The organism is Maridesulfovibrio sp. (assembly GCF_963678865.1).
Lineage (GTDB): Bacteria > Desulfobacterota > Desulfovibrionia > Desulfovibrionales > Desulfovibrionaceae > Maridesulfovibrio.
Genome location: NZ_OY787459.1, coordinates 57,618 through 70,529 on the forward strand (window position 1 = coordinate 57,618; position 12,912 = coordinate 70,529).

Sequence of the window (12,912 nt, forward strand, 5' to 3'; positions counted from 1 at the left end):
CCTTTAGAATGAGCGGGGTGAGAAGTCGGACTTTTCAGCCAGTTCTTCCCAAAGTTTTTTTATTTCGTCTGTTTCGGCCTTGGGCACCTGAATCATGATGCGTACAAACTGATCGCCTTTCTTGGATCCGGTACCAAGTCCGCGTCCTTTGATGCGAAGTTTCTTGCCGCTTCCAAGCCCTGCGGGAATATTCATTTCAACCATTCCGTCAAGGGTGGGCAGCTTGAATTTTCCGCCGAGCGCCGCTTCCCACGGGGCAAGGTGCAGGTCAAGGATAACATTGCTTTCTTCGACCTTGAAATCCTTGTGCGCTGCAAGCTTGATTTTCAGGTACAGGTCGCCGCGCGGTCCGTCATGCTGGCCGGGTGATCCCTGACCGGAAAGGCGGATTTTCTGGCCTTCCTTGATACCTGCGGGAATCTTAACATCCAGAGTCTTTGATTGGACCATGGGATGCCCGCCCGGACCGGTTGCTCTTTCCTGTACTGTCACGGATTTCGGTCCGCCCTTGTAGGCTTCTTCAAGAGTCAGCAGCAGGGTGGTTTCTGAGTTTTCACCTTTGCGCGGACGCTGCTGGAATCTTTGTCCACTAAATCCTCCGCCACCGAAATTGGCACCGCCGAAGTTTGCACCGCCTCCGCCGAAGATGGTTTCAAAGAAGTCGCTGAAATCACCGCCTCCGGCACCTCCTCCGCCGAAGCCTCCGAATCCGCCACCGCCGAAGTTCATGTTTTCGTAGCCCGGAGGCGGACGGAAATTCTGTCCGTGCTCCCAGTCCGCACCGAACTGGTCGTACATTTTACGCTTTTCCGGATCCTTGAGAACTTCGTAAGCTTCGTTGATTTCTTTAAACTTCTGCTCTGCTTCCGCTTTATCCGGGTTCAAGTCAGGGTGATACTGCCGGGCCAGTTTTTTAAAGGCCTTGGCTATCTCATCCTTGCTTGCGGAGCGGGAAACCCCCAGAAGTTTGTAATAGTCCTTATATTTGACGCTCATCTTGTAATTACTCCTTGAGTGATTGGACGATCAGTTTATGTTCGCCACTCTATCAGAGTAAATCAGAGTTTGAGCAAGTCAAGCGTAATAATTGAAATTTGAAGGATGGATAGTGGGTGGTTTGTGCTAAAAGTAGTAATAGCAAAGTTTACCGATGTGAAAAAAATCCCTCCCACCGATTTTAAACGGGGGTGGGATTTTTTTAATACGTATATTCTGCTTCGCGCTAATTGGAAACTGGCTTACCCAGAAATCTTACTACTGCGAGAACTGCGATGATTCCGGCGGGCAGGACAATTGATACGGGCATTCCTAGTCCTGCGGGAATGTATCCGAACAGGATGGAGATGAGAGCCACCGGGATGGCGTAAAAGAGCTGTGTTCTGGTGTGGTCGATGTGGTCACATGCGGAACCCATGGAGGACAGGATTGTGGTATCCGAGATGGGAGAGCAGTGGTCGCCGAAGATAGCTCCGGTAAGGACCGCACCGATGTTCAGGATTACGTATCCCTGCTCAGGTACCAGCGCGTAGGCCAGCGGGATGCAGAGCGGCATGAGGATACCCATTGTTCCGTAAGATGTTCCTGTAGCAAAGGAAATGATGGAACCCATTATGAAAATAATGGAGGGCAGCAGGAAGGTCGGAATGGTGTCGGAGAGCACGTTTACGAGGTAGGCGGCAGTTCCGAGTTCCTTGATGATGCCGGACAGTGACCATGCCAGCAGCAGGATTACCGCAGTGATGTTAAGTGATTTAACACCCTGAATCCAAGTGGAGATTGCTTCGTCCACAGTCAGAATGCGTTTGCCGATGGCGATGGCCAGAGCCACAACACCTGCGATGAGTGCAGCCTGAAAAAGTACAACTGATGCATCTGATGCACCGAATGCTTCGCGGATAGCCACAAAGCTCATGGGTGCGTCCTCGAAAATCTTTTTCAGCGCGGCATCGTCACCGCCCATAATTCCGTTGTAACCGTTGAAGTAGAAACCGAGGAAAGCTGCAACAATCAGTGTTCCGATAGGGATGATTGCATACCAGATGCTGGGAGTTACGTTTTCCGCTGGCTGCAGTTCAGTTGCTTCATCCGCGACCATGGGTTTGGCCTTGTCGTCAATTACTTTTCCGGTGGTGCGGGCGCGGTGTTCAGCCTTGTACATGGGGCCGAATTCGCGCATGAGCCAGATGGTGGCGAGAATGAAAACCAGAATAAGAATATTGTAAAATCTGTACGGAATGGTTTCCACGAAAACTCCGTATGCATTCATGGTATAGCCGATACCCTGAAGGCCATCGCGGATCAGGCCAACTTCGTAGGCAACCCAGGTGGAGATCAGGGCGATGCCTGCAATGGGTGCTGCGGTGGCATCGATGATAAAAGCAAGCTTCTCACGGGAGACCTTCATTTTATCAGTTACCGGACGCATGATCGGGCCGACGGTGAGAGAGTTCGCATAGTCATCAAAAAAGATGAAAAGCCCGAGCACCCAAGTCACAAACTGGGAACTTCTCGGGCTTCTGGCTTTTTTTGCCAGAGCATCGGCAATTGCCTTTGCGCCGCCCATCTTGGATACCAGTGCGATAAGCCCACCGATGGCGAGACACTGGAGTACGATACCCGCGTTCCATGAGTCGGCAAGAGAAGCGAGAATTTCGTTTGAAAGACGCAGGAAGCCGCCGATAAATCCGTTGTAGATGTCAAATCCTTTGGCTTCCAGCATGAAAGCACCGGAAAACACACCGATGAAAAGTGACAGGACAACGTTCTTTGTAATGAAGGCAAGAACAATTGCCACCAGTGGTGGAATCAGTGTGAATAAACCGTAAATTTTGGCATTGGCCGGTCCGAGGCTGGAGTCAGCAGCAAAGGCCGGTTGACAAAGCAGTGTAAACAACACCGTGAGTATAAAAAATCCACTCCATTTGCGCATTTTAAATTTCCCCCTTGAAATATTAGTGTCGCAAAAAATATGATCTGCTCATCTACTAGATTTGTTACATAAATGCAAATTTGATTTTGTATCTGTTTAATTTTCCATGATAAAATTATGAAATGACAGACTTTAGCTTAAAAAAATTAATGAAAAACAAATTTATGCTGGTTGTGGTTAAAATCGGTTAGTCTCACTCTTATTTGCTTTCGGGGGTAAAAGTACCATTGTACCCTGTTACAATTTGGGGTATGCACTTGCCTGTACAGACACCATTGATAATACGATAAATGCACAATTCTAAATAAAATATAAGGAAATCAGATGTTTTCAAAAAATAAAGCTCTCAAAAGCATATTTGATTCCAGCATTGATGAACTTTGCAAGAGCGAAGGGCTCTCCAAAGAGACCATTATTCAGGGCATTGAAGACGGGACCATGGTTCTGCTCGGGAACCCCAACCATAAAAATGTAACTCCCACCCTTATCGGGCAGCCCGCAAAGGTAAAAGTAAACGCTAACATCGGTACTTCTCCTTTTAAGAATGACCGTGAAAAAGAAATGAAGAAGCTTGATGCCGCATGGAAGGCAGGCGCACATGCCGTTATGGACCTTTCCACTGCGGGTGATCTTGACGGAATCAGGACCGATATGCTGAACAGCTGCCCCCTGCCGCTGGGTACTGTTCCCATCTATGCCATGGCGCAGCAATACGTTGCCCGTGATGAAGATCCTGCCGGTTTTTCTATTGATGAGCTTCTTGTCGAAGTGGAAAAAGAAGCAGAACAGGGCGTTGATTTCATGACTCTGCATTGCGGCCTGACCCGTCGCGGAGCAGACTGGGCAACAGCTGAAGACGAGCGTCTGCTGGGTATTGTTTCCCGAGGCGGGTCCATCCTTGCCCGTTGGATGCGTGATCACGACGAGGAAAATCCGTTGCTGACCAACTACGACAGACTTCTTGAAATCTGCCTGAAACACAATGTTACCTTGAGTCTCGGTGACGGCCTGCGTCCCGGTGCCGGTGCAGATGCAGGCGATGCCGCACAGTGGGAAGAAGTTCTTGTCCTCGGCAAGCTTGCCAAGCGCGCGCATGAGTACGGCGTACAGGCTATGATTGAAGGCCCGGGCCACGTACCCATGAATCTCGTTGAAACCCAGATCCGTGGTATCAAGGCAGCTACTTACAACGCTCCCCTTTACGTCCTCGGACCTCTGGTTACCGATTCCGCTCCCGGTTACGATCACATTGCCGGAGCAATCGGCGGCGCTATTGCCGTAATGAACGGTGTTGACTTCCTTTGCTATCTTACTCCCGCAGAACATCTGACCCTGCCTGAGATTGATGATGTCTGGAACGGCGTCAAGGCTTCCCTCGTAGCCGCTCAGTGCGGTGAAGTCGGAATGGGCCGTAAAGATGCTGTTCAGCGTGACAGGGATATTTCCATAGCACGTAAGGAACTTGACTGGGATCGTATTGCCGAACTCGCAATTGACCCCGCACTGGCGTGTGCTCGTAGAAAAGACCATAAAGACGAAAAAGAATGCGCTATGTGCGGAAAATTCTGCGCTGTACGCATGCTTTCTGAATAATCCTGAATTTGAATTAGAGCCGCTCTGTACATACTAAGATGCTAACGGCCCGTAACACCTCTGGTGTTACGGGCTTTTTTTATGTAAGCTGATGCTGACTTATTAAACAAACGTTTAAATTGCATCTTTTGCAGGAGAATCAGCAATGTTTCGATATGTTCGGGACCCCATGAGTGGGCTGACACATTTTATTGGTTTTTGCCTTGCTATTGCCGGATTGGTAATGCTGCTGCTTGCTTCTGTGAATCCCACAAGTGTGATGCATGTGGTTACTTTTTCGATATTCGGCGGCGGGATGATTCTGCTTTACCTCGCCAGTACTCTCTATCATTGGCTGCCCCTGTCCAAGCGGGGGATAATGTGGCTGCGCAAGCTCGATCATTCCATGATCTATGTCTACATCGCCGCAACTTATACGCCAGTCTGCCTTGTTGGTCTGAAGGGCGCTTGGGGGTGGTCGCTATTCGGGGCTATCTGGGGAATGGCGGTCGCCGGAATCATAACCAAAATGCTTTGGCTGCATGCACCGCGATGGTTGTCCACAGGCTTTTATCTTGCTATGGGCTGGCTGGTGATTGTAGGGGCTTATCCTTTGATTCAGGCATTGCAGACCGGTGCTTTACTTTGGCTTTTGGCCGGTGGGGTCATGTATTCAATCGGTGCGGTGATCTACGCCACAAAGCATCCTGATCCGTGGCCCGAATTTTTTGGCTTTCACGAAATTTTTCATGTTTTTGTCATGGCCGGAAGCTTCTGCCATTTCTGGGTTATGTATGAGTATATTACGGAACTGGGGTGGAGTTAGCTTGAATGAGCCATCGCGCTTTTGATGTAAGAATATTACCCTGCGGTCAAAGGAACCAAAATCTATTTGGAATCTCAATCAGGGCAAGCAGAGAGTTATTTGCTTTAGATTTTTGTTAGCTGGAAAAGTGATCAAATCCCCCGGCTGTATATTCTTTGCCGTTGAGCATGATTTTATTCTCCCCGGTGATTGTGCCTATCTGGTGCAAGCCGGGGATTGTCTTTTTCAGTTCTTCAAATCCTTCCGCTGAGGCGGCTCCGAAAAGAGCATAATCCTCACCGCCGAGAAAAGAATGTTCAGTTGCGGAGATGGATTTTGATTTTGCATAACGCACTATTTCTTCATGCAATTGCGATTCATCAAGCAGAATTTCAGCACCCATATTTCCCTTACAACAGCCCAGAAAACGGGGCAGGTCACGGGCCAGACCGTCTGACAGGTCCATAAGACCTTTTACATATGGAGATTTTGCCAGCTTGATCCCTGCGGCAACCCGCATGGGCGGACGCAGGTGGGTTCGAACGCATTCAGGGTAAATATCTGCAGCTTCAGGGCCAGATTCCTCAAGTGCAAGTAATCCGGTTCGGGCCATCCCTGCCGGGCCGTGCAGGAATAAAACATCACCCGGTCCGGCGTTGCCCCTTGAAAGAAATCGTCCTCCGGCAGATTCACCCCAGACGGTGACCGAAATACCAAGATATTGTCCCCCGGAAAGATCGCCTCCCGCCAGAATCAGTCCGTGTTGTCGCGCAAGGGCAGACATGGACTGAAAGAAAGGTTCCCAGAATTCACTTTCCAGACTGGGCGGTACGATCAATCCCAGTGCGAAACCGCAGGGCTGACCTCCCATGGCCGCAATATCGCTGATATTTACCGCAAGGGATTTATAGCCGATGTCTGCCGGTGAAAAGTATGATCTCCTGAAATGAACATCTTCCAGAAACAAATCTTTACTGATGCACAAGTCTTTTCCTGTGCGTAGAATTGAACAGTCATCCCCGCGTCCAAGGGTGACATGACCGTTTTCGGACGGAAAATATCTATCTATTAACGTCAGGAAATCCTGTTCAGAATTTAGTTTTGTCATTAATGCCTCAGGCGGCCCTTTCGGGGATCCCAAAACTTTTTGTTAGGGCTTTGCCGAGTTGGTTTGGATGTTTTGTCTATTAAAAATCTTTTGCAGTTTAATACAAAGATGCGAAGCAAACTAAAAGGTTCTGAAGGGGATGGCGTCCGGTGAAGGCATCACAGCATCTCAACAAAATCTTCGACAATAACCTTGGGGCCGAAGCCGGGGAAATTGATACGCAGCTTATTGGGTTCGATGCGTTCGATGATTTTGCCGCGTCCGAATATCTTGTGTTTGCAATGTCCCAGCTTCATGGGAGATGGTTTCTTGGAAGCTGTTGCTGAAGGCGTGTAATCGGCGTAACTTGCGGGTTGCACCGGGGTGTTCTTTTTGACACTCATGCCGCCGGAATAAGATTCCTGCAACTCTTCGAAAAGATCGGTATCCAGTTCACGCAGAAAAGGGCTGGGTACCGCAGGTTCTGAAAAATCGGTGTTCTTTCGGTTGATTGAAGCCGGGGCGCACATGATCAGCTCCTTGCGCGCACGGGTGCAGGCCACGTAGAGCAAGCGGCGTTCTTCCTCATACTCATTGGGCTTCTGCATGGATTTGCGTGAGGGAAATCGGTCTTCCACCAGATCAATGATGATGACCGCATTCCATTCCAATCCTTTGGCGGAATGGATAGTGGAGAGGGTTACCACATCTTCTTTTTTTTCTTCTTCGCTGTGCTGATCGGGGTCAAGGCAGAGGTCGGTGAGAAAAAATTCCAGATCATCATAGTTTGAAGCAATCTGCCCCAGTTGTTCAATTCCGGCCTCGCGGCGCGGATAATCATCGGGATACTGGGCTACCAGCAGCGGCCTGTAGAGAGGGATAATAACCTCAAGGCAGGTTGCCGGGGTGGATTTCTGTTTACGCAGGCCGTCAAGATCCCGCAGGATGTCTCCCAGCAGTTCGTACTTCTTGGTAAATTTTGCCACAGACTTTTGGTCTGCGGAAATGACCGCTTGGGCAATTTTGGTGGCAGTCTTGGGACCGACTCCCTTTATATGTCCGAGAGTGCGTTGCCATGCGATAATATCCGCCGGATTGCTGACCAGACGCATGAAGGCCAGTACGTCCTTTATATGTGCGGCTTCGTTGAATTTCAGCCCGCCGTATTTTTTGAAGCCAACCCCCAGACGTTTCAGGGCCACTTCCAGACCGTAACTCTGGTATCCGGCGCGAAATAGTACAGCTACTTCTTCAGGACCGTGTTTCTTCTGCAGTTCAATGATCCGGTCCAACACGCGGTTTGACTGGCTGAAATCACTGAGCGGGACCATGAGTTGCGGTTTGTTGCCCCATGTCTGCTCGGTAAAAAGTTTTTTATCGAACTTGATTTCCGCTCCGTCCAGAATTGCGTTGGTCAGGTCTAGAATCGGCTGGGTGGAACGGTAGTTCTGTTCCAGGCGTACGATTTTAACATCTTCAAAAATATCAGGAAATTTAAGGATGTTGGTAACGTCCGCGCCTCGGAAGGAATAAATGGACTGAGCGTCATCCCCGACAGCCATCACATTGCCGTTCTTTCCGGCCAGTAATCCGACGATGCGGGCCTGAACAAGGTTTGTATCCTGATACTCGTCTACCATAATGTATTGGTAGCGCGAACGCAGGGAATTACGCAGAAATTTATCATTCTGCAGCAGTTTCTCAAGGTAGAAGAGCAGGTCGTCGTAATCCATCAGCCCATGCTGTTTTTTATACACAGCATAGCCTTTGGCGATTTCCTCCATCTCGGAAGCATAGGTTGCAAGATGAAAAGCTTCGGAATTGACCAATGTATCAATGGAGACCTCTTTGTTCCGTGACTTGGAAATCATATCCAGCAGAGTGGATTTTTTCGGGTAGGAGCGGTCACCTTTACCATATTTCAGGCTGTCTTTTACTTCTTTGACAGCTGCTTCGCTGTCGCTGCGGTCCATGAGGGTGATGCCGTTTGGAAAGCCTATCTCTGCCGCGTTCTGGCGTAGAACTGAATAAGCGAATGCATGAAATGTCCCGCCTTGAGTGCCATGTAGCGGCCTGCCCAGAATTAATTCCGTACGTTGCAGCATTTCATGCGCTGCCTTGCGGGTAAAGGTCATCAACAGAATGGACTCAGGCGGAATGCCTTGTTCCACCAGCCATGCAAGGCGGTATACAATGGTTCTGGTCTTACCGCTTCCCGCTCCGGCAATAACAAGCACCGGACCTTGAGGATGGGTAGCAGCTTCATACTGAGCAGCATTTAATTCATTTTTAAAATCTATCATAATATTTTGTGCCTCCGGCGGCTGGGGAAGGGGAGAGAAAACTTTGCTAACGCCCAAAGTTTTCTCTCCCCTTCCCCAGACCCCATCCCCTCTCTTTCAAAGACGTTTTAGTTAAGCTTCGCTTGTAGCTTGCTAATCCGTTCTTTGAATAAAGAGACGGTGAAGCTTTAACAAAAGGTTTTAAGGCCCCCGGCAGGGCCGCCGGAGGCGAAATCTATTCATCAAAAAGCGCGATAGCGCATTAAATTAATCTGTCAAAGTAATATTAAACCAGTCAAGTATGATTTGTCCGGTCTGGTGCATAGTGCTTATCTGCTGCCCGTCTGAGCTGTAGAAGAATGCGTCCTGCACCGTATGTATACCGGTCCTGCCATGGAATCCGAAGATTTCTGCACGGTCGAATTTGGCCTTGAGATCGAATCCCGGCTTTGCGGTGCAGATCAGGTCCGGCGGGTTGCCGACGGGGTTTTCGCCATAAGCTTCGCGTCTGGTGAGAACCTTATCCATGACCTGTTGTCCATTGAACTCCAGCTGCATGAGTTGATCTGCTATTTCAGCAGCTATTGCCTCAACGTGTGCCGGATCAATCTGCCCGCGCGCGAAATCAGATGTATGGATATATATTCTTCCGGGATCAAGGGCAAATGCTTTACTGACTGGGGAAATGATCGTGGAATCCCATTGGTTCTTGGGGCGGTGGGTGTATCCAAGGTAGCCTTGCTGGGCTAAAAAAGTGTTCAGATCCACTTCGGTTTCAAGGGCGGCAAAGCCGTGATCCGCGAATGAAATCAGTTTTTTTTCCCCCGGCAGGGCTTCGAATTTATCCAGAACAATGCCAATAGCCCTGTCCCATTTGTACATGAATTCGGCAGCCTTGGGGTATAGTGGATGGTTTTCGTCCTCGAATGCGGGGTAAAAAAAATGGAACAGACGGTCTGTTTCCGTAAAGACAATGGTGAATAAATCCCACGCAAGGTCATTCCAGAGCATTTCAAGTGCATGCAAGCGGCAATCAAGGGTGTGCGCAACCTGATTGAAAAGGTAATCCGGTTCTAAAATGCCCCGGCTGGTATCCGCCTCCAGTTGGTAACCGGCATCGCGTAACGGGCCGAGCAGGAAAGGCGGTTGAACTGCACGTTCTAATGAATCGGCTACAAAACCGGAAATAAGCATACCCCGCAGCGGTTTGGCCGGGTAAGTGTTGGGTAGGTTAATTATTTTGCAAACCAGATTGTTTTCGCCAAGTGCATCAAAAATTGTCGGGCAGAGCACCTGCGCAAAATTATTTATGGAAAGGGTATAGGTTTGCGGATCTATTGATGTGAAACCGTAAAGTCCATGCTTTTCCGGTTTCCGGGCAGTAAAGAAGGAAGTCCAGTTTACCGGGGAAAGTTCCGGCAGTTCAGCATTGATCGGCTCAGATTTGCCTGCAATGCGACTTAGGTTGGGCAATTTTTTTGCCCATCTCAAAGCGAGAGAGGCTGGAAGTCCATCCAGCCCCAATACTACGAATCTTTTACGTTCTGTATGATTAAAAAGCATACGAATCCCAAACTTTTTTACTAGGCTTCGCCATGTTGGATACAAAATCTATATGTAACCCCATGATTAAAACTGTTAAAAGTTTTTGGGGTTCTTAGCCCTTTTTCCAAAAAGGGCTAAGCCGCCGGAGGCGAAATCTTTTAAAAAAAAGCGCGAAGCGCATCAAATCAAAATTAAAGTACTACAAGCTCATACTTTTTCATAAAATGTACGGGATTGTACGATTCTTTTGCCTTGCGCAAGCCGGGTTCTCCGAGATCCTGTTCGCGGTTTACGAATTTTTTGTCACTGGCGTTGTTTTCAAGAAACATCTGGTTAATGGCCTGATAAACGCCTTTGAAATAGGTGTTCCCTTTTTCAAAATGGATAACGATTGTGTCTTCGCCAAGCGGTTCGGCAATGGTATAGGCTATGATGCGGTTGCCGATGCGCAGGGTGCCTCCGGTGAGATTCTTGATGGTGTCCATTTCCTTCAGCACTTTGGCGATGGCTTCGTTCTCGGCAACTAGCGCGGGGGAAGAGTTGTTTTCTTCCTGCCAGCGATACCATTCCAACTGCATTTCGAGCACTTCCTCTACGCAGTCCGGGGTTATTTCGCGATACTCGTAATCGTATTTTTTCATGAACTGGCGGTAAAGATTCTTTTTTTTGTGAAAACGGTTGCCGCGAAGTTCGATCAGTTCCTGAACAGAGTATACGTAATCAAAGTGGTCGCGGTTTTCGCTGATTTCGATTTTATCGCCGAAGATTTCCTTGAGATGCAGGGCCAATTGTTCCGGTACGCGGGTGAATTTGGTGCCCGGCGTGTTCATTAGTTCGCATTTGGTCCAGTCCGTACTGAACCAGTCCCCGATAGGTGCCCAGTGGATGACTTCAGGTTTGGTCTGGCGAATATGGATGAGTCCTGATTCTCCGCAACGCAGTTCAAGGCCGTAATGCTCGGTCCAGCCCCATATATTGGCAAAAGTGAAGTCAGAGGTGTGCTGCGGGCAGGCAGCAAGGGCTTCATCAAATTTATCCTGACAGTCAAGGGTTATTGGGTTGAAATTATTAGTCATTACTGATCCTTTTTCTTGTTTTTTTTGATCATACTGAACTTCTGCCAGTTTTTGCACGAGAATGTGTAAAATATAATGGATGCCTGTATCCCTTGCGAGATGAGCATGGCCATCCAGATTCCTGTGGCTGAGTGCATTACTTCATGGCCGAGTACATAGGCCAGCGGCAGTCGGCAGCCCCAGACTGTGATAGCAAAAATGAACAGGTTGTAGATGGTCGCTCCAGCTCCGTTCAATGCCCCGGCCATGATCATGGAAGTCAGGGTAAACGGAATAGCGAGCATGTTGTAGAAAAGGTAGTTTACAGCTTCATCAAGTACTACCTGTTCAGGGGCGATAATAGCGGTCACCGGATATATAACCTGCCAGAGCAGCAGCGCGCTGATGCTCAGGAACCCGATTGCCAGAAACAATATTCTATAACCGAATTTTTTGGCTTCGTCAGCTTTGCCGTCTCCAAGATAATGCCCGATGATGATGGAGGCGGTCATATTAAAGGCGAATGCGGGCAGAAATAGAATTGATTCAATGCGTATTCCTGCGGTCATGCCTGCCAGAGCGATAATATTGTTCTCCGGCAGACTGGCTGTGATGGAATAAAGCACCATATACCCAGAGTGCCAGACCAGCTGCATTAATCCGCTGGGCCACGCTACTTTGAACAGATATGGAAACGCACTTTTCATCCATCTGAAAGGAGCCATGGTTTTGCGGCGTAGATGCCCCATACGGAAAAGGGTAAGCATATTGAACACTGCTCCGGCGGTGATGGAGCCGAATGTAGCCCATGCAAGACCCTTGTAGCCTAGATTCGGCAATCCCCACATGCCCAATCCGAGACCTAGGTCACCGATTGTATTAAGCATGGTGACAATAATCATACTGTAAAGTGGCAGCATGACCCGTTTTTGGGCTCGGAAAATGGCGTTGGTAATAATGAGCATGTAGTAGGTCGGCACAAGGTAGAGGAATACTTCAATGAAATATTCCATTACATAACGCATTTCTTGTGGAACCTGCAAAATGGTCAGAATGCCGTTTCGAAAAGGGAATCCGATTATTAATATGGTTAAACCAAGCAGTGCTCCTAGGATGATGCACAGCCCTACGTAACGTCTCGCCCGTTTAAGCAGTCCCGCACCTATGGATTGGCTTATGGCTGCGACTGCTCCGTTTGCCGTTGCCATGGCAATCACTAGAAAGAAAACCAGAGACTGGCTGATCATGCCCATTGATGCCTGAATTTCTCGGCCCAGTTTTGATGCCACCCAGACATCGACAAGTCCTATCATCAGGTGGAAAATCATCATCAGGATTTGCGGCCATGACAGGTTCCATATAGTTCTATATGGAGCGTTGGTCATGTCTGCTGTGGTAATGTTCATAAGCGGGAAAAACTCCGTAAGTATTCAAATCGTATGCAGCTACTTAGTGCAAATCCGGTGGAATTAAATCAGAGGAAAGGTGGATTCTGCTGCGGAGCTAGGAGTTTAGTTACAGTTTCAGGAAAAGCAAGGATTGAGTGACAGGAATATTATTTTTGATTTGAATCCGGTTTTGTAGGTTATAGATTAATTCTCATGCTTTCGCCTCTTGTACTTTGTGCCGCGCTTTGT

General features: G+C 48.6%; 9 protein-coding genes. 2 read left to right on the plus strand and 7 right to left on the minus strand.

Annotated features, from left to right (window positions below):
- Nucleotides 1-3: 3 nt before the first annotated feature.
- Nucleotides 4-996, minus strand: a complete 993-nt coding sequence (locus ACKU41_RS00270) for a DnaJ C-terminal domain-containing protein (protein WP_319779365.1) — start codon at nt 994-996, stop codon at nt 4-6.
- A gap of 226 nt (nt 997-1,222) precedes the next feature.
- Nucleotides 1,223-2,929, minus strand: coding sequence for a Na+/H+ antiporter NhaC family protein (locus tag ACKU41_RS00275; RefSeq protein WP_319779367.1), 1,707 nt, complete (start codon nt 2,927-2,929; stop codon nt 1,223-1,225).
- Nucleotides 2,930-3,253: 324 nt separating this feature from the next.
- On the opposite strand from ACKU41_RS00275, the gene thiC reads away from it, so the two are divergent.
- Nucleotides 3,254-4,522 carry a phosphomethylpyrimidine synthase ThiC gene (thiC, locus tag ACKU41_RS00280; protein ID WP_319779369.1) on the plus strand — a complete coding sequence of 423 codons (1,269 nt, stop codon included), beginning with the start codon at nt 3,254-3,256 and terminating at the stop codon, nt 4,520-4,522.
- 145 nt (nt 4,523-4,667) lie between these two features.
- Nucleotides 4,668-5,327, plus strand: coding sequence for a hemolysin III family protein (locus tag ACKU41_RS00285; RefSeq protein WP_321403301.1), 660 nt, complete (start codon nt 4,668-4,670; stop codon nt 5,325-5,327).
- A 115-nt stretch (nt 5,328-5,442) separates the two neighbouring features.
- Here ACKU41_RS00285 and thiL read toward each other — a convergent pair whose 3' ends face one another.
- The 5 genes from thiL to ACKU41_RS00310 form a co-directional block, all read right to left on the minus strand.
- Nucleotides 5,443-6,414: a thiamine-phosphate kinase gene (gene thiL, locus ACKU41_RS00290; protein ID WP_321403302.1), complete on the minus strand. Its 972-nt coding sequence runs from the start codon at nt 6,412-6,414 to the stop codon at nt 5,443-5,445.
- 158 nt (nt 6,415-6,572) lie between these two features.
- Nucleotides 6,573-8,696 (minus strand): ATP-dependent helicase, encoded by a 2,124-nt coding sequence (locus ACKU41_RS00295; protein WP_321403304.1) that lies wholly within the window; start codon nt 8,694-8,696, stop codon nt 6,573-6,575.
- Between the two features lie 246 nt (nt 8,697-8,942).
- Nucleotides 8,943-10,238 (minus strand): alkaline phosphatase family protein, encoded by a 1,296-nt coding sequence (locus ACKU41_RS00300; RefSeq protein ID WP_321403307.1) that lies wholly within the window; start codon nt 10,236-10,238, stop codon nt 8,943-8,945.
- Nucleotides 10,239-10,411: 173 nt separating this feature from the next.
- Entirely contained in the window at nt 10,412-11,296 is an 885-nt protein-coding gene (locus ACKU41_RS00305; protein ID WP_321403308.1) for a phosphatidylglycerol lysyltransferase domain-containing protein, read from the minus strand.
- Complete coding sequence (locus ACKU41_RS00310; protein ID WP_321403310.1) at nt 11,296-12,681, minus strand: MATE family efflux transporter; 1,386 nt, start codon at nt 12,679-12,681, stop codon at nt 11,296-11,298. Before ACKU41_RS00310 ends, ACKU41_RS00305 begins: the two co-directional genes overlap by 1 nt.
- Nucleotides 12,682-12,912: the final 231 nt, after the last annotated feature.

Excerpts from the sequence above, each read along its gene's own strand:
- ACKU41_RS00275 (WP_319779367.1), bottom strand. The coding sequence starts at position 2,929 with ATGCGCAAATGGAGTGGATTTTTTATACTCACGGTGTTGTTTACACTG.
- ACKU41_RS00310 (WP_321403310.1), bottom strand. The coding sequence starts at position 12,681 with ATGAACATTACCACAGCAGACATGACCAACGCTCCATATAGAACTATA.
- thiL (WP_321403302.1), bottom strand. The coding sequence starts at position 6,414 with ATGACAAAACTAAATTCTGAACAGGATTTCCTGACGTTAATAGATAGA.
- ACKU41_RS00285 (WP_321403301.1), top strand. The coding sequence starts at position 4,668 with ATGTTTCGATATGTTCGGGACCCCATGAGTGGGCTGACACATTTTATT.
- ACKU41_RS00305 (WP_321403308.1), bottom strand. The coding sequence starts at position 11,296 with ATGACTAATAATTTCAACCCAATAACCCTTGACTGTCAGGATAAATTT.
- thiC (WP_319779369.1), top strand. The coding sequence starts at position 3,254 with ATGTTTTCAAAAAATAAAGCTCTCAAAAGCATATTTGATTCCAGCATT.
- ACKU41_RS00295 (WP_321403304.1), bottom strand. The coding sequence starts at position 8,696 with ATGATAGATTTTAAAAATGAATTAAATGCTGCTCAGTATGAAGCTGCT.
- ACKU41_RS00300 (WP_321403307.1), bottom strand. The coding sequence starts at position 10,238 with ATGCTTTTTAATCATACAGAACGTAAAAGATTCGTAGTATTGGGGCTG.
- ACKU41_RS00270 (WP_319779365.1), bottom strand. The coding sequence starts at position 996 with ATGAGCGTCAAATATAAGGACTATTACAAACTTCTGGGGGTTTCCCGC.